This window comes from Protofrankia sp. CiP1_Cm_nod3, assembly GCF_982290655.1.
Genome location: NZ_CEVIVD010000058.1, coordinates 2,724 through 25,720 on the forward strand (window position 1 = coordinate 2,724; position 22,997 = coordinate 25,720).

Sequence of the window (22,997 nt, forward strand, 5' to 3'; positions counted from 1 at the left end):
GGTCAAGGACCCTGGTCAGAGCGGGGGGACGGGCGTTGCCGTCGGCTCCGTCCACGTCCGCCTGAGCTCTTCGGGAAGGACGGCGGCGACGTCCTGGGCCTCCTCCGGGACGAAGTCACGCAACGTGTGCAGGACGGCGCCGGTGATGTCACGGGCGCGCCCGCGGTCGATGTGGTCGATCCGCAGCACCGCCTCGATGAACTCGTCCAGATGACGCAGGCGCGCCAGGGCCCGGCCGCGCCGCCGCGGGGGCACGGTCAGCGCCCGCACGTCCGCGGGCAGATGCGAGGCGACGTGCCGCCGCTCGGCGGCCGGCAGCCGCTCGAAGAACGTCGCCAGCACGGCGTGCACCGCCGGCTGGACGGTCCGCGGCTCGCAGCCCGCCCGCTGCGCGGCGTCGAACAGCCGCCGCAGCATGACGGAGCGGACCGGGACCAGCACACCCTCGGACGGCCGGGTGTCCCCGCGGACGAGCCCCTCGTGCAGCATCGACACGACCCCCTCGACCCCCGAGGTCCGCCAGACCGCCTCCTCGACGGCGATGGTGTCGGCCGCGGTGGCGACATCGCCGTGCAGGATGACAACGTGATCGCGGACGGTCACGTGCACCCGTGGGACGTCGAGCCCGCGCGTGACCGGGCCCAGCCGGGAACGCACCCGGTCGGCGAGGATGTCATCGGCTACCCGCGGGTCGGGACGGCCTCCGGCAAGCCGGTAACGCAGCCCTCGCAGCCATCCCCGCAGGTAGCGGAGCCGACGGGCGGCCCGCTCCCGGACCAGGCCGATCCCACGGCCGATCCTGCGGCTGATCCCGCGGCTGATGCGTCGCGGCCGCGCGAGCAGCCCGGTGGCGACGCCCGTCACGGCTCCCGCCGGCGCGGCGAGCGCTCTCCCGGCATATCTCATCTGCGCACCTCCCGGCGGCTGGTTGCACCAGCGTCCCGGCGGCTGGTTTCACCAGCGTCGGGTACGAGCCGCGGCCGCGCCACCCGATGAGCCGCCGGCCACCGTTTTCCGCCCTTTGCGGCCCGCCGGGCTTCCGCTGGCTTTCCTCCCGGTTTCCGGATGCTTTTTCCCTCTTGTTCCCCGTATTTGCTTCGTGTCGTTCCGTCCTGCCTCGCGTCCCGCTTTCTTCTGTTGCTCTTCCGCTGTTGCTCTTCCGCGGGCTGCCCGCGGGCTGTCGGGCGGAACGGCGCGAACATCCGCCGAAGGCCGGGAGGCGGACCCCGGCGACAAGGCGCAGGCTGGAGATGTGGGTGAATCCCGACCAGCTCTACGGATCCCGGCCAGTAATCGGCCAGGAATCGACAGCGCTACCGGGAACCGACAACAGGGAACTATCGACAAGTAACAGGAAACCATCGACAAAGCGACAGGAAACCGACAGGGAACGAGGAGCAGCCGTGAAAGCGAGTAGCCGTCCGGTACTGATTCGGCGCGAGCACACCGGCCAGGAACGGTCACCGGGGCCGCACGGCCGGCCGTGGTCACAGGAGGGGCGTTCGCGGGCGGCACGGCGGCTGGGCCTGCGGGAGGACGCCGTACGGGTCGAGGAGTACGCCGAGGACGGCGCCTACGTGGTGCGCGCCGAACTCCCCGGCATCGACCCGGACCGGGACGTCGAGGTCACCGTGTCCGACAAGGAGGTGTCGGTGCACGCCGAACGCAGGGAGGAGCGCCGGGAGAAGGCCACCGGCCGCTACCGCTCCGAGTTCCGCTACGGCTCGCTCACCCGTTCGGTCACCCTGCCGCCCGGGGTGAAGAAGGAGGAGGTCGCCGCCACCTACCACAACGGTATCCTCGAGGTCCGGATACCGGTCGCGGGCGGCGAGCCCAAAGCCGTCCGGATGATCAAAATTCGTCACGACTGACGCGCCCTGGGCACACGTCCTGACGCCGGGAGCCGCGGACCGGCGGCCAGCGGCTGGTGGCCACCGGTTGGTGGCCATGGGTCAGCGCAGGGTGCGCAACCAGTTGGTGAGCAGGTGCGCGCCCGCGTCCCCGGACTTCTCCGGGTGGAACTGGGTGGCGTACAGCGGGCCGCGTTCCACCGCCGCGGCAAAGGGCTCGCCGTGCTCGGCCACGGTGTCGCCGGGCGCGGGCTCGGCCGCGTACGAGTGGACGAAGTAGAAGCGGGTGCCCGCGGGCAGGCCGTCGAAGAGCACCGTCCCTTCCGGTGGTACCACGGTGTTCCAGCCCATGTGCGGCAGGACCGGCGCGGCCAGCCGGCGGACCTGCCCGGCGAGCACACCGAGCCCGCGGGTGCGCACACCGTGCTCGTCCCCGAGGGTGTAGAGGACCTGCATCCCCACGCAGATCCCCAGCACCGGACGTCCCTGGGCGACCCGCTCGTGGATGACCGGTGCCGCGCCGGCCGCGTCGATCCCGGCCATGCACGCCGCGTAGGCGCCCACCCCGGGGACCACCAGGGCGTCCGCGGCCCGGGCTGCGGCCAGGTCGGCCGTCACGGTCACGTCCGCGCCGACTCGGGCGAGCGCCCGCTGCGCGCTGCGCAGGTTCCCCGACCCGTAGTCGAGGACGACCACCCGCGGCCCCGTCACCGCGGGCCCCTCCCCGTCACAGCACGCCCTTGGTGGACGGCACGCCGGCTACCCGCCCGTCGAGCGCGACCGCGTCCCGCAGCGCCCGCGCGACCGCCTTGAACTGGGCCTCGACCACATGGTGGGCGTTGCGGCCCGACAGCACCCGCACGTGCAGAGCGATCCGCGCCGACGCGGCGATCGACTCGAAGACGTGCCGGGTCAGCGTCGTGTCGTAGGTGCCGATGAGCTCGATCAGCTCCGGTTCGACGACCACGCAGTACGGACGGCCGGAAAGATCCACCGCGGCCTGCACCAGCGCCTCGTCCAGCGGCACCAGGGCGTCCCCGAAACGCCGGATCCCGGACTTGTCACCGAGCGCCTCGCGCAGCGCGTCACCGAAGGCGATCGCGGTGTCCTCGACCGTGTGGTGGGCGTCGACGTGCAGGTCACCACGGGTGCGGACGGTGAGGTCGAAACCGCCGTGCTTGCCGAGCTGGCTGACCATATGGTCGAAGAACGGCACCCCGGTGAACGACGACGACACACCCGCCCCGTCGAGATCCAGCTCGACGACGACGTGCGACTCCAGGGTCTTGCGCTCGATGCGGGCTGTGCGACCCATCCCTGGTCACTCCTCCCCGAGGTAGGGCAGTTCGACGGTGGGCCTCGCGTCGGTGGACGTCGCGGTGGCAGGCCTTGCGGTAGCGGGCGCCGCGGCTGCGGAGGCCGGATCCGTCGGCGCGGCGGCGGGGGGCGCCAGCGCCGTGGCCCCCTCGGCCAGCAGCGCGCGGGTCGCCGTCAGGAAGGCGTCGACCTCGCCCGCCAGACCGGCGGTGACCCGCAGCCAGCCGGGCAGGCCGACGTCCCGGACGAGCACGCCCGCGTCGAGCAGCCCCTGCCACGCCGCCCGCTGGTCGGTGAACCGGCCGAACAGGACGAAGTTCGCGTCGCTGGGCGCCACCGCGCAGCCGAGCCCGGTCAGCTCGGCCACCAGCCGGTCACGCTGCGCCTTGACCGCCTCGACCGTGGCGAGCAGCTCGTCGGCATGCGCGAGCGCGGTGCGCGCGACCGCCTGCGTGAAGGTCGACAGATGGTACGGCAGGCGCACCAGCTGCAGCGCGTCGACCACCGCCGGGTGCGCGGCAAGGTAGCCGATGCGGGCGCCGGCCAGCGCGAACGCCTTGCTCATCGTCCGGGTGACCACCAGCCGCGGCTGGGACGGCAGCAGGGCCAGCGCGCTGGGGACCCCGGCGCGGCGGAACTCCGCGTACGCCTCGTCCACGACCACGATGCCGGAGCCGGTCTCACCGACCGCCGCGCACGCGGCCAGCACCACCTCCAGCGGCAGCGCGGTGCCGGTGGGGTTGTTCGGCGACGCCAGGAAGACCAGGGACGGCCGGTGCCGGTGGATCGCCGCGGCGACCGCGTCCGGGTCGAGGGTGAAGTCGGGCTCGCGGCGCTCACCGGCCCAGCCGGTCGCGGTCGCCACCGCGATCAGCCGGTGCATCGAATAGGACGGCTCGTACCCCAGCGCGACCCGGCCCGGCCCGCCGAAGGCCTGGCAGAGCTGCTGGAGCACCTCGTTCGACCCGTTCGCCGCCCACACCTGGTCGGTGCGCAGGCCGAAACCGGCGTCCGGGGTCAGGTAGTAGGCCAGGTCGGCGCGCAGCGCCTCGGCCTGGCGGTCCGGATAGCGGTTGGCCTCGGTGGCGGCGAGGGAGGCGGCCTTGCCCAGCGCGTCCACCAGCCCGGCGGACGGCGGGTGCGGGTTCTCGTTGGTGTTGAGCAGCACCGGGACGTCGAGCTGCGGCGCGCCGTAGGGCACCATGCCGCGCAGATCGTCCCGCAGCGGCAGCTCGTCGAGCGTGGGCGAGCGCACCGGGCGGCTACGGCCGGCGGCGGGTGTGGCGGGCCAGCCGGCGACCGCGCCGTCCGACCCTGATCCCCTCGGCGATCCGCCCGCTGGTCCGGTCACCGGCCCGGCTCCGCTCGCCGGCCCGGCTCCGCTCGCCGGTCCCGATCCCGATCCCGATCCTGTTGTGGTCATCGCAGCCGCACCTCCACCGCGTCGACGTGGGCGATGAGATCCTCGGCGCCACCGAGCGCGGCGATCCTGGGCGCCACCTCGGCGAGAGCCTCGCGGTCACACTCCACCACGTGAACCTGCCGTTGGAACGCCGACACCGAAAGCCCACTGCTGTGCCGGGCGGTACCGCCCGTCGGCAGGACGTGGTTCGAGCCGGCGAGATAGTCCCCCAGCGACACCGGCGCCCATGCCCCCACGAACACGGCCCCGGCGTTACGGACCCGGCCGGCGACGGCCGCGGCGTCCACGGTCTGGATCTCCAGATGTTCGGCGGCCCAGGCGTCGACCACCGCCAGGCCCGCGTCGACGTCGTCGACCACCACCGCCGCCCCCTGGCCGGTCAGCGCCGTACGTACCCGCTCCCGATGGCGGGTCACCGCGACCTGCTTGTCGAGTTCGGTCTCGACCGCGTCGAGCAGGTCTCGCGACGGGGTGACCAGCAGGCAGGCGGCCATCGGGTCGTGCTCGGCCTGGGCGATCAGGTCGGCCGCGACGTGGGCGGGGTCCGCGGTGTCGTCGGCGAGGATCGCGACCTCGGTCGGTCCGGCCTCGGCGTCCACGCCGACCAGGCCGTGCAGCAGCCGCTTCGCCGCGGTCACGTAGATGTTGCCCGGCCCGGTCACCACGTCCACCGCCGGGCAGCTGGACGTCCCGTGCGCGAACATCGCGATCGCCTGGGCGCCGCCGGCGGCGTACACCTCCTCCACGCCCAGCAGCGCGGCGGCGGCGAGGACCACCGGATGCGGCAGACCGCCGAACTCCGCCTGCGGCGGCGACGCCAGCGCCAGGGAGGCGACCCCGGCCTCCTGCGCCGGCACGACGTTCATCACCACGCTGCTGGGATAGGCGACCCGCCCGCCCGGCACGTAGAGTCCGACCCGCTGCACCGGGATCCAACGCTCCGTCACCCTGGTGCCCGGGGCCACATCGATGGTCACCGGTTCGCGGCGCTGGGCGCGGTGCACCAGCCTGGTCCGCCGGATCGCCTCCTCAAGGGCGTCCCGTACCCGCGGGTCGAGGCCGTCCAGCGCGGCGGCCAGCGCGTCCGCGGCAACCCGGACCGAGGGCGGCCGCACCCCGTCGAACCGCTCCCCCGCGTCGAGGACCGCGGCGTCCCCCCGGTCGCGCACGTCGTCGCAGACCGGGCGGACCGCTGCCAGCGCGGCGTCGACGTCCAGCGCGGCGCGGGGCAGCAGCCCGCGCACCCGTGGCGGTGACGGCAGACTTCCACGCAGGTCGAGCGTTCTCAGCACGACGATGAGCGTATCGGTACCCACCCCCGTTCCGTCGATCTCCCGGATCCCAACGCCCTCCGCCCCCACGTCGACGGCCCCACTTCCCATCGGCAGACCTCGTCAGGACCACTGGATACGGTAGGAAGATCTTCCTACCAGGCATTACACTAGGATCATGGGTGTACGCAAGTTGTCGATCTCGGTGCCCTCCGAGGTCGAGAAGGCGATCAAGACAGCGGCCGCGGAAGAAGGCAAGCCGGTATCCGCATGGCTGACCGAGGCCGCCGTCGAGAAAGCCCGCGCAGCCACCCTGCATGCCGCCGGCAGGGCTACCGCACAGGAACTGGTCGCCGAGTACGAAAGCGAACACGGCAAGCTGCCCGAAGAGTTCCGGCAACGCGCCCGCGCATTCCTCGCAGAGGCCGGACTGTTCGACGACGAACCCTGGCAGGCAGCCGGATAATGCGCACGGTTGTTTATGACACCGGCGCGTTACTGGAAGACCCCGTCCCGCGCCCACGCGCGGAACCGGTCGTAGATCGTCGACCAGGAGCCGTAGCGTTCGGGCACGTCCCGCCAGGGGCTACCGGTACGGAACCTCCACATCACCGCGTTGAAACAGCTGCGCAGGTCAGGGATCGGTCCGGACGTCCCCAGCGGGAGATGCGGCTCGATCAACTCCCATTCACCGTCGGTCAGCTCACCACGCGTCATACAGCCGTGCTACCCAGCCGAAGCACCCGAGCGAAGGACGAACACCCCGATTGTGATCCGGACTCAGAACAGGCCCTAGCCGTCGAGCAGCTGTTCGCCGACGCGGGTGCGCCGCGAGGATTTTACACCAACCTCCTGGTTCCCGGCCGCGAGGTCTACCGGGTGATTGAGTCTGATGTCGTTCGGGGCGCATCGCTGACCGGAAGCGACCGGGCCGGGGTCAGCGTCGGTGAGACCGCCGGCCGAAACGTGAAGAAGAGCGTCCTCGAGCTGGGCGGCAGCGACCCGTTCATCGTGCTCGATGACAACAACCTCGACCGCACCGTCGAAGCGGCCCTGATCGGCCGCCTGCACAACATGGGGCAAAGCTGCGTGAGCACTAAGCGGATGATCGTGATATCCGAGGTATTCGACCGGTTCGTGACCGCGCTGGCCGAACGGATGCTCGAGCTGGTTCCGGGCGACCCCGTTGACGAGGCCACCACGCTGGCACCGGTGTGCTCCGAGCAGGCCGCCCAGACGCTGGTAGACTAGGTCCGCGACGCGCTGGACAAGGGAGCGACCGCGGTCGTCGGCGGCGGGCGCGTCGACCACCCCGGAGCGTTCGTGCAACCCACGGTCCTCGTCGGCGTGACGCCGAAGATGCGCGCCCATCGCGAAGAGCTGTTCGGACCGATCGCGGTCGTCTATCGGGTACAGGACGATGACCAGGCGGTCTCCTTGGCGAACGACTCGCCCTATGGTCTCGGCGGTGCGGTGTTCAGCAGCGACATCTCCCGGGCGCGTGCAGTCGCCAGCCGGATCGAGAGCGGGATGGTGTGGATTAACCATCCGACGTCATCCGAGCCGGAACTGCCCTTCGGCGGCATCAAGCGGTCCGGCTACGGCCGGGAGCTGTCCCACCTCGGCATCAAGGAGTTCGCCAACCGGAAGCTGATCGTGACGATGGGGACGGACGCGCCGATCACCGACGCTCTGGGCTGATGCCCGCTCGGACGGTGTGCCAGCGGTGTGTCGGGGGTGAGGCCGAGTGCGCCGTGAACCTGGACGGCCCCGGTCGACGACGTCGTGCAGCAGGGCGGCACCGCGGGTCTTGACCATCCCGATCTCGAGGCGGGCGGGTGAACCGCGGTCGACGGCCTCCGCGGCGGTGATCAGCGCGGCCCGGTGGGGAAACGCGGTGGACCGGGATCGGCCGTACCGGAGGCGGCGACACCGCCAGATCCTACGAGCTACCAAAATCCGGTAGTGGTGGTTCGGCGGTGCCGTAGGCGGAGTCACCGAGGACCCGCCGGGGGTGTCTATCCGCGGCTGAGTACCGCGCCGCGCCGCCGCGGCCGTCATCCCCGCTGCATCGCGGGCACGTCATGCGTGACAGCGAGGTGGCCCTCGATCAGGTCGACGGTGACGCGGGAGCCGTCGGTGACGTCGCCGGCGACCAGTGCCCGGCCGATCCGGGTCTCGACCTCACGTTGGATGAACCGCCGCAGCGGCCTGGCGCCGAAGACCGGGTCGAACCCCTCGCGGGCGATGAACAACCGGGCCGGCTCGGTGATCTCCAGGGTGATCCGGCGGTCCACGAGCCGCCGGCGCAGGTCCTCGACGAGCAGGTCGACGACCTGTTCGATTTCGGCCAGGGTCAGCGGCTTGAACAGGACGATCTCATCGAGCCGGTTGAGGAACTCCGGGCGGAATCGTTCCCGCAGGTCGGCCATCACCCGGGCCCGGGCCTCGGGTTCGATCTCGCCGTCGGGCGTCACCGCGTCCATCAGCCACTGCGAGCCGATGTTCGACGTCATGATGATCACCGTATTGGTGAAGTTCACGGTTCGGCCCCGCGCGTCGGTCAGCCGGCCGTCGTCGAGGACCTGCAGGAGCGTGTTGAACACATCCGGATGCGCCTTCTCGATCTCGTCGAAGAGGACCACGGAGTACGGCTTGCGACGCACCGCCTCGGTGAGCTGGCCGCCCTCCTCGTAACCGACATAGCCCGGAGGAGAGCCGATCAGCCGGCTGACCGTGTGGCGCTCCTGGTACTCGCTCATGTCGATGCGGATCATCGCCTCCTCGGCGTCGAACAGCGCCTCGGAGAGCGTGCGTGCGAGCTCGGTCTTCCCCACGCCGGTCGGTCCCAGGAAGATGAACGACCCGACCGGGCGCCGGGGGTCCTTGATACCAGAGCGCGCGCGGATGACGGCGTCCGCCACCAGGCTGACGGCCTCGTCCTGGCCGACCACCCGCTGGTGCAGGATGTCGTCGAGGCGCAGCAGCTTCTCGCGCTCGCCCTCGACGAGCCGGGTGACGGGGATGCCGGTCCAGCGGGAGACGATGTCGGCGATCTCCTCCTCGGTCACCAGTTCACGCAGCAGCGGTTGCCCGTGCTGGCGGCCGGCCAGACGTTCCTCCTCGGCGGCCAGCCGGCGTTCCAGTTCCGGGAGTTGGCCGTGGCGCAGCTCGGCGGCGGTGTTGAGGTCGTAGGCACGCTCGGCTTCGTCTGCGCGCCGGCGGACGTGCTCGATCTCCTCGCGCAGCTCCTGGACCTTGCGGATGGCCTGCCGTTCTGACTCCCACTGTGCGCGCATCGCGTCGGCCTCCGCGCGCAGGTCGGCGAGTTCCTTGCGGAGCTGGTCGAGCCGGGCGACGCTGGCCGGGTCGTTCTCCTTTGCCAGCGCGGCCTCCTCGATCTCCAGCCGGGTGACCTTGCGGGTGATCTCGTCGAGCGCGGTGGGCATCGAGTCGATGTCGGTGCGGAGCATGGCGCACGCCTCGTCGACGAGGTCGATCGCCTTGTCGGGCAGGAACCGGTCGGAGATGTAGCGGTGCGACAGCACCGCCGCCGAGACCAGCGCACCGTCCTGGATCCGCACGCCGTGGAAGATCTCGAACCGTTCGCGCAGTCCGCGCAGGATCGAGATCGTGTCCTCCACCGTCGGTTCGTCGACCAGCACCGGCTGGAAGCGGCGTTCGAAGGCGGCGTCCGCCTCGATGTGCTTGCGGTACTCCTCGACGGTGGTGGCGCCGATGAGGTGCAGTTCGCCGCGGGCGAGCATCGGCTTGAGCATGTTCCCGGCGTCCATCGACCCCTCGGCCGCGCCGGCGCCGACGACGGTGTGCAGCTCGTCGACGAACAGCAGGATCCGGCCTTCGCCCGCCTTGACCTCGCTCAGAACCGCCTTGAGTCGCTCCTCGAACTCGCCCCGGTACTTGGCTCCGGCGACCAGCGCCGCCAGGTCGAGCTGGAACACCGTCCGGTCGCGCAGTCCCTCAGGTACGTCGCCCCGGTGGATGCGCTGGGCGAGGCCCTCGACGATCGCCGTCTTGCCGACCCCGGGGTCGCCGAGCAGCACCGGATTGTTCTTCGTCTTGCGGGAGAGGATCTGCACGACCCGGCGGATCTCGGAATCGCGGCCGATGACCGGGTCGAGCCGGTCGTCGCGGGCTTCCGCGACCAGGTCGCGGCCGTACTTCTCGAGCGCCTCGTAGGTGGCCTCGGGGTTCGCGGACGTCACCCTCTGGTTCCCGCGGACCTCGGTCAGCGCGGTGAGCAGCTTCTCCCTGGTGAGGCCGTTGTGGGCGAGGATCCGGCCGGCGGCGCTGGACTGTCCCTCGTCGACGAGGGCGAGGAGGAGGTGCTCGACCGACACGTACTCGTCCTTGAGCCGACCGGCCTCCCTGCTGGCGGCGTCCAGCAGGCGGGACAGCCGCTGGGTCACATACACCTCGCCGGGTCGCACGCCGGGTCCGGACACCTTGGGCCGGCGCCGCAGTTCGTTCTCGACCACTTCGGCGACCGCGGCCGGATCTCCGCCCGAGGCGATCAGCAGGCGGCGCACCAGTCCCTCGGGTGGTTCCATCAGCGCGGCCAGCAGGTGCTCGCCGTCCACCTCGGCATGGCCGAGGCGCACCGTTCGAGCTTGCGCGGCGTCAAGAGCCTCGCGGGACTTCTCGGTCAGCTTGTTCATGTCCATGGATGCACCTCGCCTCGGGCGGGTCGGGCACGGAGGAGCCGTTCGAGTTCGTCGATCCGGTCGAGCAGGTCGAGCACGACCCCGGTCGCCGTGTAGGTGATGCCGAGGTCGCGGCGCAGCCGTTCGATCCGGCCGGCGCGTGCCACCGCCGTCATCGCGAGTGTGTAGTGGCCGGCGGGGTCGATCTCCGCGTCGAGGAGACCCAGCGTCACCAGCCGTCGGACGAGGTCGGGATGCAGGTGCGCCGCGACACAGAACGCGTCGAGGTCGAGGCCCTGAGTACGGGCGCTAGCGCGCACGAGCAGCGTCGTCATGACCTCTCCCTGGGGTTGAAGGACGAGACCTCCGCGAGCTCGCGGAACAGCTCCGTCTCCCGCGCAGTGGGGTTGGCCGGGACCATGATTCGGGCGTGCGCGTAGAGGTCGCCGGCGCGGTCACCGCGCCTCGAACCACGCGCCGAGCGGGGCAGGCCCTTGCCGCGCAGGCGGAGCTTGCGGCCGGTGGAACTGCCGGGCGGGACGGTGACGATCACCTGCTCGCCGTCCGGGATGGTGATGGCGACCTTCGTGCCGAGCACGCCCTCCCACGGCGCGAGGGGCAGATCGGTGTGCACGTCCCGGCCTTCGACCCGGAATCGGGGGCCGGGCGCCAGCCGCACCACGAGGTAGAGGTCGCCCGGATCCCCGCCGTCCCGGCCGCGCCCGCCCTGGCCCGCGAGCCGCAGCCGCTGCCCGTGCATCACTCCGGGCGGGATGGTGACCTGGACCTCGCGGGGTCCGGTCGGGCCCGCCAGGGTGACGCTGCGCCGACCGCCTCGGTAGGCCTCGGCGAGGGTGACCTCGATCTCGGCTTCCTGGTCGGCACCGGACACCGGTCCCGCCCGGCCTCGGCCGCGGAAGAATCCGCCGCCCATACCGCCGAACAGGTCCTCGAAGTCGAACCCCTCGAACCCCTCGAACCGGAAGCCCGGGCCACCGGCGCCGGCACGCGCCCCGCCACCCGCGCCTGCCCATCGTTCGGCGCCTTCGGGCATCCGGCGGAAATCTCCGCCGAACCGGTCGTAGCGCGCCCGGGTGTCGGGATCGGAGAGCACGTCATACGCCTCCGACAGGTCCTTGAACCGCTCCTCGGCCCCAGGATCGGAGTTGACGTCGGGGTGGTACTGGCGGGCGAGTTTCCGGTACGCCCGCTGGATCGCGTCAGCGTCGGCGTTCCGAGGGACCCCGAGGATCTCGTAGAAGTCCTCGCTGGCCCGATTCGTGGTCCGGCCGCTGCTCATGTCACGATGCTTCCGGCTCGGTATCCGGTCCGGGTCCCATTCCTGGTTCTGACCCGGTATCCTGCCTTGGCCCGTTGTTCGATCTTGCTCCGCTGTTCGGTTTCGGTCCGGCGCTCACGGCCACGGACGCGGGACGCAGTACGCGGCCGTCGGCCTGGTAGCCCGGCCGGAGCACCTCCACGACGGTGCCCGCCGGGGGCGGACGGGACGTTGAGCCGCTGTCGACGACGGCGCCGACCTCGTGACGGGTCGGGTCGAAGGCGCCGGTCTCGTCGTCGAGTCGAGTGACCCCGGAGTTCCGCAGCGCGCCCAGAGCGAGCTGGCGTACCCCGCGTACCCCGTCGACGAGCGAGTCGGGGTCGGCGTCCGTGTGCGAGAGGGCGAGCTCGAGGTGATCCAGCACCGGCACCCACGCGAGAACCACACGATCCCGCTCGGCTGCCTTCGCGGCGCCGATCTCGCGTCCGGTCCGCCGACGGTAGTTGTCGAAGTCGGCGAGAGTCCGCAGGTGGCTGGCCTGGCACTGCTCGAGTTTCGCGGCGAGGTCGGGTGCCGGGGTGGTCTCGGGCCGCTCGGCATCCGATCGGTTCTCACCCATCGTCATGGGTGGTGAAGTCGGCGTCGATGACGTCGTCCCCACCGGCCGAGGTCTCGCCCGGTCCACCGGCTCCAGCTCCGCCGCTGGCCGTCGATGCCGCCTCGCGCTGCGCGACAGCCGGAAGGCCGTAGAGGACCTGCTGGAGATCGTTGATGATCGGCCGGACGCGGTCGACGTCGGCGTGCTCCTCCAGCGCGCGGCGAGCGTCGGCGATGAGCTGTTCGGCGCGGGCCTTCTCGTGCACGGGGACCTGGTCGCCGAGTTCGGTGAGCCGCTGCTCGACCTGGTAGGCGATCGTGTCGAGTTGGTTGCGGGCGTCGGCGTTCTCGCGCAGCCGGGTGTCCTCGGCCCGGTTGCGCTCGGCGTCAGCGACCATGCGCTGGATCTCGTCCTGCGGCAGGTTGGTGTTGTCCGAGATGGTGATCCGCTGTTCGGCGCCGGTGCCCTTGTCCTTCGCGGTGACGTTGAGGATGCCGTTGGCGTCGATGTCGTAGGTGACGTCGACCTGTGCCTGGCCGCGCGGGGCGGGTCGGATGCCCTCGAGCCGGAACCGGCCCAGCGTCCGGTTGTCGGCGGCCATCTCACGTTCGCCCTGGAGCACCACGACGTCGACGGCCGACTGGTTGTCCTCCGCCGTCGAGAACGTCTCGCTCCGGCGCGCGGGGATGGTGGTGTTGCGCTCGATCACCTTCGTGCTCACGCCGCCGAGCGTCTCCACGCCGAGGGAGAGCGGGGTGACGTCCAGCAGCAGCACGTCGGAGACCTCGCCCTTGATGACCGCGGCCTGGATGCCGGCGCCGACGGCGACGACCTCGTCCGGGTTGACCGTCATGTTGGGTTCCTTGCCGGCGGTCAGCCGGCGCACCAGGGCCTGCACGGCCGGCATGCGGGTGGCGCCGCCGACGAGGATCACCTCGTCGAGGTCCTGCTCGGAGACCTTCGCGTCCGCCATCGCCTGGCGCAGCGGCGGCAGGCACCGCTCGAGCAGATCGGCCGTGATCTTCTCGAACTGCGAGCGAGTGATGGTGGTGTTGAGGTGTCTCGGGCCGTTCGCGTCGGCGGTGATGAACGGCAGGTTGACCTGGGTCTGGGAGACGGACGAAAGCTCGACCTTCGCCTTCTCGGCGGCTTCGAAGAGCCGCTGCAGTGCCTGCGGATCGTTGCGCAGGTCGATGCCGGTCTGGTTCTTGAAATCGTCGGCAAGGAAGTCGACCAGGCGGCGGTCCCAGTCGTTGCCGCCGAGATGGGTGTCGCCGGCGGTGGCGCGCACCTCGACGATCCCGTCGCCCACGTCGAGGACGGAGACGTCGAAGGTGCCGCCGCCCAGGTCGAAGACCAGTACGGTCTCGTGCGACCTCTTGTCCATCCCGTAGGCCAGCGCGGCGGCGGTGGGCTCGTTGATGATGCGCAGTACGTCCAGGCCGGCGATCCGGCCGGCGTCCTTGGTCGACTGCCGTTGCGCGTCGTTGAAGTAAGCCGGCACCGTGATCACGGCTTCGGTGACCTTTTCGCCGAGGAACTTGGCGGCGTCGTCGGCCAGTTTCCGGAGCACCATCGCCGAGATCTCCTCGGGGGCGTACTCGCGCCCGCGAACGAAGATCCGTACTGCGTCTTCCTTCCCGGCGGTGATGTCGTACGTGACTGTCTTCAGCTCGCTGGTGACCTCGCTGTACCGGCGGCCGATGAATCGCTTGGCCGCGGTGATCGTGCCTTTGGGATTGAGAACCGCCTGACGGCGGGCGAGTTCACCCACCAGCCGCTCGCCGCTCTCCGTGAAAGCAACGACCGAAGGCGTCGTGCGCGAGCCCTCAATATTGGGGATAACTGTCGGCTGGCCACCCTCGACGACGGCGATGACCGAGTTCGTAGTACCCAGGTCTATTCCTACTACCTTACCCACGATGACCTCCCGGTGGGAGCCTTCTGATGGAAGTGGCGGGGCCCCGGCAGTCCTCACGACCACGCTAGGACCGGCCGGACGAAGACCGCAACACGCCGCCACCCGGCGAACCAGTGCAAGACGGCGGAGCAGAGGCCGACACGTCCGCACGACGCGCCACCGCGCGTGCCGGGCCGACGGACGATCAATGTCAGCTCCGGCCGCTCCCGGCGGACGAGAGCCGGCCGAACTCGGTCTGCGCCAGGAGCCGGGCCGCCTCGTCCGCCACGTCGGCATCGACGAGCAGGTCGTAGCGATCGGCACTCAGCGCCGACACGGAGACGAAATCCCGCCGGCCCCGGCTGAACGCGTACATCAGCAGGCCCATCAGAGCACCGAGGATTGCGCCGAAGATGGCTCCGTAGAGCGCGAGCAGCGCCGCTGCCTGGACAGGATTGATCCAGTTGAACAGGCCGAAGATCCAGCCGATCAGCGCGCCCGTGACGGCACCAGCGAGCGCCGACCGGCCTGCCGCGGACGCCCAGGTCAGCCGGCCCGTGACCTTCTCGATCGTGTGCAGGTCGCGGCCGACGATGGCGGTCCTCTCCACCGGGAAGTGAAGGTCGGCAAGTCGATCGACGGCCCGTTCGGCATCGGCGTAGGTACTGAAGGTGGCGACCACTTTCTGCGACCCGACCGTGCGGCCGATCCCGGCCGCCCGGTCCGTCCCCCGCTCGCTCCGAGCATCATCGAGGCGCGGGTCACCGTGGTGGAGAACCCCTGCTCGAGGAGCACCGGCTCCAAGGTCATTCGATCGTGAGCCGCGGGCACCGTCCTCATCTGTCGCGAAATCGCCATCACCATGTGACATATCGATCGCCCCCACCCGACGTGGGTCGTGGTTGCACCACCGCGCAAAGCATCCAAGATGTCTCCCCGAACGACGCGGTCGTTCTCAGAGACTGCCCGCGTGCCGGATACCCAACCGAGTGCGCCCGAGATCCCCGGGGGCCGCGAGAACTGGCTCGTGTGCCTTGCGTACCAGGCATGGGGATAGATCATTGACCTGCTCCGCCACTTCGAGCACCAGATCACGCTGCCCGGAGACGTCGACCCCGAATCGGTGACGGCGAGCCTGGACAGCGGGGTGCTGGCCGTCCGGCTGGCGAAGGCCCGCAGCAGCCAGCCCCGCCACATCGAGATCTCCGGGCCCTCGGCGAGGCAGAGCGGCCGGACGATCGATGACGCCTCGGGCCCGGGCTGACCTGACCACGCCTTCCCTTCCTCGCGTGCCTTCCCCCAGGTGTTCAAGGGAGGTTCACAAGAGGCTTAGTACTGCAACGGCACTTGGTGGCAGGGTGTGCGCTGCTCGGGTGTTGTACATGACGTGAACGATGTTGATGTGGGGATGTGGCGGGACGAGCTTGACCGGGTATGTGAACGGGTCGGTGGCCGGTTCGCCCGGGCTGAGCCCCGAGCGCGGATGCGCCGGTATCTGGAGGGGCTGCTCTCCGAGCTGGAGCGCAAGAACGGCTGGACCATTGCCGAGCATGCCGAGGAGGTGTCGCCGGACGGGATGCAGCGGCTGCTGCGGACCGCCGACTGGGATGTCGACGCGGCCCGCGACGACGTCCGCGACTACCTGGTCGAACACCTCGGGACCCCGCAGGCGGTGCTGGTCATCGACGACACCGGGTTCATCAAGAAAGGAGCCTGCTCGGCAGGGGTGCAGCGGCAGTACACCGGCACGTCGGGCAAGAAGGACAACTGCCAGGTCGGGGTGTTCGCCGCCTACGTCACTGCGGACGGGCACGCGCTGATCGACCGGGAGCTGTACCTGCCCGAGTCGTGGACCTTGGATCGTGCCCGGTGTCGGGCCGCCGGGATCCCCGACACGGCCGAGATGACCACCAAGCCCCGTATCGCAATCACCATGCTGCAGCGGGTGCTCGACGCCGGGGTGCCGTGGGCCTGGTTCACCGCCGACGAGATCTACGGGCAGGTCAAGTACCTGCGGGTGTGGCTGGAGGAGCACGACCTGTTCCACGTGGTGGCCACCCGCCGCGACGACGACGTCCTGGCCCAGGGGTACGGCTATGGCCGCGCCGACCAGGTGGTGGCCGCGCTGCCGGCCCGGGCATGGCGACGGATCTCATGTGGCGACGGCGCGCACGGCCCCCGGGTCTACGACTGGGCGCGCGTGGCGATCCGGATCGGCTGGCGGCCCGGCCGCGGGCACTGGCTGCTGGCCCGCCGCTCGGTCCGCGACCCCGACAAGATCGCCTACTACATCTGCTACGGCCCACGCTCCACCGGCCTGGCCGAGCTGGCCCGGGTCGCCGGCGCGCGGTGGCCGGTGGAGGAATGCTTCCAACAGGCGAAGAACGAGACCGGCCTGGACGACTATCAGGCCCGCACCTGGTGCGGCTGGTACGCGCACACCACCCTGTCCATGCTGGCCCTGGCCTGGCTCGCGGTGATGCGAGCACAGGCTCAAAAGGGGGCGCCGCTGGCGGCGGCGACGGCGAACTGATCCCGCTGACCGTGCCCGAGATCGGGCACCTGTACGCCGCCCTGCTCACCCCGCTGTCCCCCGACGAACAGGCCGTCGGGTACTGGTCAGACTGGCGCCGCCACCGCCAGTGGCAAGCCCGCCGAAGCCACTACAAGCGCTACGGCCACGACTGGCCACAAGTGCCGTTGCAGTACTAACCAAATGACCGAACTCAGATTCGAGGTCGACCGCATACGGAGCCGCCAGCCGCGCGCCGGCCGCCACCGTGCGCGCCTTCTCCGTCACCGCGTCTGGGCCGACCAGGAAGTCGGCTGGCTCCGAGGTACCAAGAACAATTATGGGTGGGCGTTGCGTGCCTCGGTGACGGCATCCACCACGTCGGACGCGGTCACCGTGCCTCGCGCCGCGATGGAGCGGGCCTTGCTCGGCGGCCTCCTCCGTGGTCAGCATGACCGCCTCCTCCTCGAGCAGAAGACGGACATACGCCTGCAGGGACTGCCCAGTTCGTCCGATCATCTGGCGGACCGCCCGTCAACTTGTCGGTGGCTTGCGGCAGACCGCGGGATCGTGGCCATACCCGCTGCCGCACGAGACCTCGGGGCGCGAGGCTCCCACGCGAAGGTCGCTGACGCCGACCCCGTCGGGCCGGTTTCCGCCGCCGCGGCGGCCGTGCTCGCCGCGGTTCCGGGCTGGTGGGCGGCCCGCGCCCGCGAGGCCGGCCTGTCGGGCAGGTGGCTGGACGTGGCGTCCACTGTCGCCGCCACGCCGCCGGCCCTTCCCCGCGAGACCAGCCCGGATCCCTCCATCACGGCCCTGACGTCGAGCGAGGGCCTGGGGGCCGCATACGCGGCCGCTCTCCCACCAGAGGTCCGGGCACGGCACGGCAGGCATTACACCCCACCCAGGCTCGCCGGGCACCTGTGGACGATGACCAGGCAGGCCCTCGGCCACCCGATCCGCGTGACAAGACTGCCGGGCCTCGTCCGGGACCGCGCGTGCGGCGCCGGCGCCCTCCTCCTCCTCCCGGCGTTGCGCGAACACGTGCGTGCTTCCGCGCGGACGGACCCTCAACTGACCCGACCTCGGCGCTCCTCCGCAGAGGATCCTCCGTCCTGTATCCGCCACCGTCGCGAGAGTGCACGACTACGGTCGATGACGTAGAGCGTCGCCGCTAGCGAAGATCACTAATCGGGTCGAGAGCTACTGACACGGTCTGCCTCTCCCGAGTGGGTTCTCTGTGAGCGCGGATGAGAGTAGATTGGACAACGCGCGGATGGTCGTCTGCTGTCGGAAACGGCGGCACCCGCAGAAGGCGGCTTCAGCCGGCCGACGCGCCTACAGGGCCGCTACCCATGGGTAAGCGGCCTCTGTCGTACCGTTCCAGGGATGCACCTTGAGGCCGTAGGACGTGATCGGCCTACCAGGTCGGCGGTAGAGCCGAGGCGCCAACTCTCGCAGATACCGATCCTCGGTGTTGCCGTACTGGTCCTGCTCGAAGGCGGGGAAGGTCGCAGACGCGGCCATGTCAGCCAACTGAAGACCCTCGACCCGGCTCGGCGTGGTGTCGGTAAAGGGGGATCGGGCAGCGTGGACGCGTGCTCCGGTCCCCCCCAGTTGTCCGTTCTCCTGTTGCCGGAGGCGGGGTGGACGCCTACGGCTTTCGGGCTACGGCGCCGTAGCCGTCCACCGCTTCGCCGGCACTGTTGGCGTCCGGGCGCCACAGCGAGATCGACACCACGCCCGGCTCCAGGAGTTCCAGGCCCTCGAAGAAACGGGCGACCTGCTGCGGGCTGCGCAGGATGTAGGGGACCGCGCCGGTGTCGTCGTAACCCTGCTGGGCCTCGTCGAACCCCTCGCTGGTGTCGGTGCTGTCCCACAGCACCAGGTAGCTGCCGGACGGGACGGCCGCCACCACCCTCGCCACGATCGACCGGGCCTCGTCGAAATCGGCGACGTGGCCGAGTACCCCCATGAACAGGACCGCGATCGGCTTGGTGAAGTTCAGTACGTTCCTGGCGTCGGACACGATCTGGTCCGGATTGTGGAAGTCCGCGTCGACGTAGGTCGTCACACCTTCCGGCGTGGTGTTGGTCAGCAGTGCGCGGGCATGCGCCAGCACGAGCGGGTCGTTGTCGACGTAGACGACACGGGATTCCGGGGCGATGCGCTGGGCGACCTGATGGGTGTTGTCCAGGGTTGGCAGACCGGTGCCGACGTCGAGGAACTGACGGATGCCCGCCTCACCGGCCAGGTGGCTGACAGCACGGATGAGGAACTGCCGGGACTGCTTGGCCAGCGGGACAATGCCGGGAAAAGCGGCGACGTAGGCGTCGCCGGCCTCCCGGTCGACCGGGTAGTTGTCCTTGCCGCCCATCCAGTAGTTCCAGATCCGGGCCGAGTGCGGCACGGTCGTGTCGATTGTCGAGGGCGCCTGGTCATCGGCGGGTACCACCGATGTGAAGTCCCATTCGGCGTTGTCGCCCTGCTCGCTCACAGCATCTCCATGGACGTCAGCTCGGCTCGGGACACCCTACGGGGATCCCGGAACCCGGACATGCACCGGATTCACGCGCATTCTTCCAGACCGCGAACGTGACATCCCGCACGGGCGATCCCGAAGCGGCCGCCCGCGGATATCTGCATAGGGCGACCGTAGAGTGACGGTAGGGCATTCAGCGTGGCTCCGTTGCAGCAACTGCCCGTTATGCCCGCAAAGATGCCTTGCATTACCAGATCAACCGGCCAAGAGGCAGCTTGCGGCCAGGCCATCCAGACCGCATTCGATGACTCTTAGGCAAGATCGCAAATTCCAGTCACGATCACCGCAACGAGTACGGACAGCGGCGGATGCGAGCGTACGCGGACGGCCATCTGCCGTCGGAAACACCCCACCTGCCAAGATGAGATGAGACAGCCACCGGACGAGCTCGCGGCCGTCACCGACCACGCCGACACAGTCGCGTTGGATCACGGTTCACCGGCGTGCTGTTTCACAGGTGATCTATGTGCTATCTCCATGGTCAACTGCGTGCTAAACCCTTGATCATGATTGCCCGCGTGCGCATACGCCCCTCGCTTGCTCGACACAGAGCCTGCTGGCCAGATGCCAGGACGGACACAGTCACCCCGACATGAGCACCCACCCAGATTGGGCCCCAGCGTCCCTGCTCAACACAACAGATCATGAATTTGCGCGATCTCGTCGAGATCCTGGCCACCGGCCGTCCCAGCAGCAGACAAACAGCCCTGCCCGGCGCACAGGGAGGGACCCGCCAGAGGTGACAGTCAGGACAGGGCGGCGTTTGATACTACCGCTGGCGATAGTATCAACAGCGGTAGTATCCCAGCCGGTGGACGGTGGCCATGGTCGATTTTGTGGGGCGGGAGCGGGAGCTGGCTACGCTGGACGGGCTGCTGCGGGAGGTGGAGGCGCAGGTCGGATCGTCGCGGCCGGGCAGGTGCCTTCTCGTCCGTGGGCGGCGGCGGATCGGCAAGTCCAGCCTGGTCGAGGAGTTCGTCGACCGAGCCGGCGTTCCCGCGGTGTTCTTCACCGCCGCCGGAGCGTCCGCCGACGTCGAACTGGAAGCGCTGCGGGAGGCGGTCGCCGCGTCCACGCTGCCGGAACGGACGGTGTTCACCGACTCGGTGCCCGGGAACTGGAGCGCGGCTCTGCGGCAACTGGCCGGGATCCTCCCCGACGACCGTCCGAGCATCGTGGTCATCGACGAGGTGCCGTACCTGATGGACCGCGTCGACGCGTTCGAGGGGGTGCTGCAACGCGCCTGGGACCGGGAGCTCAGCCGCCGGCCGGTACTGCTTGTGCTGATCGGGTCGGACCTGTCGATGATGGAGGCGTTGGGCTCGTACGGGCGGCCGTTCCACCAGCGCGGGCAGGAGATGGTGCTGGGCCCGCTCAACCCCGCCGAAGTCGGGCAGATGCTGCGGCTGGGCCCGGCCGAGGCGTTCGACGCGGCACTGGTGACCGGCGGGCTGCCGCTGATCTGCGCGGCCTGGCCGGCGGGTGGGGATCTGTGGTCCTTTCTCGCCGCCGAACTGGCGAATCCCGTCTCCGCGCTGCTCGTCTCCGCCGAACGCTCGCTCGCCGCCGAGTTCCCCGGCTCGGCGAACGCCCGAGACGTACTGTCCGCCATCGGCAGCGGAGAAAGCGCGTTCACCAACATCGCCCGTGCGGCCGGTGTGATGGCGCACACCAGTCTCGCCCGCTCGCTCGAACTTCTCGTCAGCAAACGGATCGTGGCAGCCGAACTGCCTGTCTGGACCACTCGCTCGAAGGAACGCCGCTACCGCGTCACCGACCCCTACCTGCGGTTCTGGCTACGGTTCATCGGCCCGTACCTGCCGGAGATCGAACGCCGCCGCGGCGACCTCACCCTGGCCCGGATCCGCGACGGCTGGACGTCCTGGCGTGGCCGGGCGGTCGAACCGCTCCTGCGCGACTCCCTCGCCCGCCTGCTGCCCGACCAGACGCTGCCCGCCGCCCCCGCCGTCGGCTCCTACTGGAACCGGCCGAACACCATTCAGATCGACATCGTCGGTGCCGACCGGGAACCGGTCGCCAAGGAGCTCTACTTCCTCGGCTCCATCAAATGGTTGGAACGCTCCGCGTTCGACCACCACGACCTCGCGGTGCTACAGAAATACCGGGCCGCGCTCACCGACGAGCCGCTCCCCCTCGTCGCGGTCAGCCTCGGCGGAGTCACCGCCACCGGCCTCACCGCCACCTACGGCCCAGCCGAACTCCTCACCGCCTGGCAGACAACCTGAGCAGACGGAATTCGCCAGCCCGCCGTCCGACGAGGCGCAGACCGCGAACCGACGCTCTCCGGTAACACATGACGCCTCGGAGTCATCCAGTCGCCACCATGACCCCAGCACCGGCCACGCTCAGCGATCGGTAAGGCTTCCCGCGTCCTGTCTCGTTCACTCTTGACTGATCTGGTTACAGCGTACACGCTGGTTACAGCGTAACCATGACAGCCGGAGGGGAACCATGACCACGAGCAGCACGCGACGGCGGCCCGGGACGGTCGCGCACGCGTTCGCCGACCTGATGAACGATCACGATCCGGACGCGGTCGACGGCTTCATCGCGGCGGACTACATCAACCACAACGCGTTCGTCGAGGACGGGCGCGAGGCGAACCGGGCGTTCTGGACGCAGTGGTTCGCCGCGTTCCCGGACACCGAGGTCAGCCTTGACGACGTCCTCGTCGACGGGGACCGGGTCGCCGGCAGATTCACCTACCGGGCGACGTTCCAGGGCCCTTTCATGGGCCTGCCACCGACCGGGCGCCCGGTGGTGATGCACTCGATCGACATCTGGCGCGTGGTCGACGGCATGGCCGTGGAGCACTGGGACCAGCTCGACGGGCAGGCGTTCTTCGCACAGCTCACCGGAGACGCCGACAACCGATGACGATCGACGCGCAGGACGACCAGGACGGCACAGACAGCCCGGCACCGACGCGTGCGCGGCGGCGCCGGGAGCGGGAGCGCGCCGCCGCCCGTGAGGCGATCCTGTCCGCCGCGCGGGAACTGGCGCGAAGCGAGGGCTGGGAGACGGTGACGATGCGGCGGCTGGCGGAACGCATCGACTACTCCGCGAACTTCGCCTACCGCTACTTCACCGGCCGTGACGACATCCTGCTCACCCTCATCCGCGACGGGTTCGCCCGGCTGCGCGACACGATGGACACCGCAGGCCGACGGCCGGCGACCGAATCCCCCGCCGGAGCGTCCGACACGGACGTCCCGGACATCCTGAACGGCACAGACGTCCTGAACGGCACAGACGTCGCGGCCATCCGGCGGGCCGCACATGCCTACCTCGACTTCGCCCTGGCCGAACCCGACCTGTATCAGCTCATGTACGGCCTGGGCGGCGTGCGCATGCCCGCCGCCGACACCTGGGTCGAGGGGCAGGCCGTCGGCGACGTCCTGACCGGGCTGCTCGCAGCCGCCGGCGACCGGCAGCCCGAGCAGCATGTGCTGCAGCTGTGGGCCACGGCGCACGGGCTGGTCGCGCTGCTGGTCGTCGGCCGCGTCGACGTCGACTCCGCCGCGCTGCACGCCCTGCTCGAGGAGGCACTGACCGACTGCCTCACCCGCGCCCTGCCCGCACCGGCGTCACCCGCGTCACCCGCGTCACCCGCGTCACCC

At 70.2% G+C, this 22,997-nt stretch carries 21 protein-coding genes and 1 pseudogene; 9 read left to right on the forward strand and 13 right to left on the reverse strand.

Annotated features, from left to right (window positions below):
• Positions 1–15: 15 nt before the first annotated feature.
• The gene (locus AC5LUJ_RS13085) at positions 16–906 is read right to left on the reverse strand and encodes a DUF2267 domain-containing protein (RefSeq protein ID WP_493465005.1); all 891 of its coding nucleotides are present in this window, start codon (positions 904–906) and stop codon (positions 16–18) included.
• A gap of 497 nt (positions 907–1,403) precedes the next feature.
• On the opposite strand from AC5LUJ_RS13085, the gene AC5LUJ_RS13090 reads away from it, so the two are divergent.
• Complete coding sequence (locus AC5LUJ_RS13090; RefSeq protein WP_250282225.1) at positions 1,404–1,871, forward strand: Hsp20/alpha crystallin family protein; 468 nt, start codon at positions 1,404–1,406, stop codon at positions 1,869–1,871.
• 81 nt (positions 1,872–1,952) lie between these two features.
• Here AC5LUJ_RS13090 and hisH read toward each other — a convergent pair whose 3' ends face one another.
• Genes hisH through hisD form a run of 4 tightly spaced genes read right to left on the reverse strand, consistent with a single transcriptional unit; the run spans position 1,953 to position 5,882 of the window.
• Positions 1,953–2,561 carry an imidazole glycerol phosphate synthase subunit HisH gene (gene hisH / locus AC5LUJ_RS13095; protein ID WP_250282224.1) on the reverse strand — a complete coding sequence of 203 codons (609 nt, stop codon included), beginning with the start codon at positions 2,559–2,561 and terminating at the stop codon, positions 1,953–1,955.
• 16 nt (positions 2,562–2,577) lie between these two features.
• Positions 2,578–3,165 carry an imidazoleglycerol-phosphate dehydratase HisB gene (hisB, locus tag AC5LUJ_RS13100; protein WP_013873786.1) on the reverse strand — a complete coding sequence of 196 codons (588 nt, stop codon included), beginning with the start codon at positions 3,163–3,165 and terminating at the stop codon, positions 2,578–2,580.
• 6 nt (positions 3,166–3,171) lie between these two features.
• Positions 3,172–4,590: a histidinol-phosphate transaminase gene (locus AC5LUJ_RS13105; RefSeq protein WP_250282223.1), complete on the reverse strand. Its 1,419-nt coding sequence runs from the start codon at positions 4,588–4,590 to the stop codon at positions 3,172–3,174.
• Positions 4,587–5,882, reverse strand: a complete 1,296-nt coding sequence (hisD, locus tag AC5LUJ_RS13110) for a histidinol dehydrogenase (RefSeq protein ID WP_250282234.1) — start codon at positions 5,880–5,882, stop codon at positions 4,587–4,589. The genes AC5LUJ_RS13105 and hisD overlap by 4 nt, the downstream gene beginning before the upstream one ends.
• A gap of 157 nt (positions 5,883–6,039) precedes the next feature.
• Here hisD and AC5LUJ_RS13115 point away from each other — a divergent pair, with 157 nt between their 5' ends.
• Positions 6,040–6,327 carry a hypothetical protein gene (locus tag AC5LUJ_RS13115; RefSeq protein WP_250282222.1) on the forward strand — a complete coding sequence of 96 codons (288 nt, stop codon included), beginning with the start codon at positions 6,040–6,042 and terminating at the stop codon, positions 6,325–6,327.
• Between the two features lie 29 nt (positions 6,328–6,356).
• Here the strand turns inward: AC5LUJ_RS13115 and AC5LUJ_RS13120 are convergent, their stop codons facing one another.
• Complete coding sequence (locus tag AC5LUJ_RS13120; protein ID WP_250282221.1) at positions 6,357–6,578, reverse strand: transposase; 222 nt, start codon at positions 6,576–6,578, stop codon at positions 6,357–6,359.
• Positions 6,579–6,584: 6 nt separating this feature from the next.
• Between AC5LUJ_RS13120 and AC5LUJ_RS13125 the strand changes: the two are divergent.
• Positions 6,585–7,562, forward strand: a pseudogene (locus tag AC5LUJ_RS13125) (aldehyde dehydrogenase family protein).
• 356 nt (positions 7,563–7,918) lie between these two features.
• Here the strand turns inward: AC5LUJ_RS13125 and clpB are convergent.
• From clpB to AC5LUJ_RS13155, 6 genes are all read right to left on the reverse strand, one after another.
• Positions 7,919–10,546, reverse strand: coding sequence for an ATP-dependent chaperone ClpB (gene clpB, locus AC5LUJ_RS13130; RefSeq protein ID WP_250282219.1), 2,628 nt, complete (start codon positions 10,544–10,546; stop codon positions 7,919–7,921).
• A complete protein-coding gene (locus tag AC5LUJ_RS13135) occupies positions 10,537–10,860 on the reverse strand; it encodes a chaperone modulator CbpM (RefSeq protein ID WP_250291414.1) in 324 nt (107 codons plus the stop codon). The genes clpB and AC5LUJ_RS13135 overlap by 10 nt, the downstream gene beginning before the upstream one ends.
• Entirely contained in the window at positions 10,857–11,825 is a 969-nt protein-coding gene (locus AC5LUJ_RS13140) for a DnaJ C-terminal domain-containing protein (protein ID WP_250282216.1), read from the reverse strand. The genes AC5LUJ_RS13135 and AC5LUJ_RS13140 overlap by 4 nt, the downstream gene beginning before the upstream one ends.
• Before the next feature lies 1 nt (position 11,826).
• Positions 11,827–12,429, reverse strand: coding sequence for a nucleotide exchange factor GrpE (locus AC5LUJ_RS13145; protein ID WP_250282215.1), 603 nt, complete (start codon positions 12,427–12,429; stop codon positions 11,827–11,829).
• The gene (gene dnaK, locus AC5LUJ_RS13150) at positions 12,416–14,323 is read right to left on the reverse strand and encodes a molecular chaperone DnaK (RefSeq protein WP_250282214.1); all 1,908 of its coding nucleotides are present in this window, start codon (positions 14,321–14,323) and stop codon (positions 12,416–12,418) included. Before dnaK ends, AC5LUJ_RS13145 begins: the two co-directional genes overlap by 14 nt.
• Before the next feature lie 190 nt (positions 14,324–14,513).
• Positions 14,514–14,984 (reverse strand): YflT domain-containing protein, encoded by a 471-nt coding sequence (locus tag AC5LUJ_RS13155; protein WP_250282213.1) that lies wholly within the window; start codon positions 14,982–14,984, stop codon positions 14,514–14,516.
• 384 nt (positions 14,985–15,368) lie between these two features.
• Between AC5LUJ_RS13155 and AC5LUJ_RS13160 the strand changes: the two genes are divergently transcribed.
• The 3 genes from AC5LUJ_RS13160 to AC5LUJ_RS13170 all read left to right on the forward strand — a co-directional run bounded on the left by AC5LUJ_RS13160 (position 15,369) and on the right by AC5LUJ_RS13170 (position 17,014).
• Entirely contained in the window at positions 15,369–15,566 is a 198-nt protein-coding gene (locus AC5LUJ_RS13160; protein ID WP_445548392.1) for an Hsp20/alpha crystallin family protein, read from the forward strand.
• Positions 15,567–15,710: 144 nt separating this feature from the next.
• Positions 15,711–16,835, forward strand: a complete 1,125-nt coding sequence (locus AC5LUJ_RS13165) for an IS701 family transposase (RefSeq protein WP_493465008.1) — start codon at positions 15,711–15,713, stop codon at positions 16,833–16,835.
• A gap of 11 nt (positions 16,836–16,846) precedes the next feature.
• Positions 16,847–17,014, forward strand: coding sequence for a hypothetical protein (locus AC5LUJ_RS13170; protein ID WP_250291419.1), 168 nt, complete (start codon positions 16,847–16,849; stop codon positions 17,012–17,014).
• 1,454 nt (positions 17,015–18,468) lie between these two features.
• Here the strand turns inward: AC5LUJ_RS13170 and AC5LUJ_RS13175 are convergent.
• The gene (locus AC5LUJ_RS13175; protein ID WP_445548395.1) at positions 18,469–19,269 is read right to left on the reverse strand and encodes an SAM-dependent methyltransferase; all 801 of its coding nucleotides are present in this window, start codon (positions 19,267–19,269) and stop codon (positions 18,469–18,471) included.
• Between the two features lie 911 nt (positions 19,270–20,180).
• Here AC5LUJ_RS13175 and AC5LUJ_RS13180 point away from each other — a divergent pair.
• The 3 genes from AC5LUJ_RS13180 to AC5LUJ_RS13190 all read left to right on the forward strand — a co-directional run.
• A complete protein-coding gene (locus AC5LUJ_RS13180; protein ID WP_250282207.1) occupies positions 20,181–21,602 on the forward strand; it encodes an ATP-binding protein in 1,422 nt (473 codons plus the stop codon).
• Between the two features lie 226 nt (positions 21,603–21,828).
• Positions 21,829–22,254, forward strand: coding sequence for an ester cyclase (locus AC5LUJ_RS13185; protein WP_250282205.1), 426 nt, complete (start codon positions 21,829–21,831; stop codon positions 22,252–22,254).
• A partial coding sequence (locus tag AC5LUJ_RS13190; RefSeq protein ID WP_493465006.1) for a TetR/AcrR family transcriptional regulator occupies positions 22,251–22,997 on the forward strand: 747 nt, incomplete at its 3' end. The genes AC5LUJ_RS13185 and AC5LUJ_RS13190, both read left to right, overlap by 4 nt.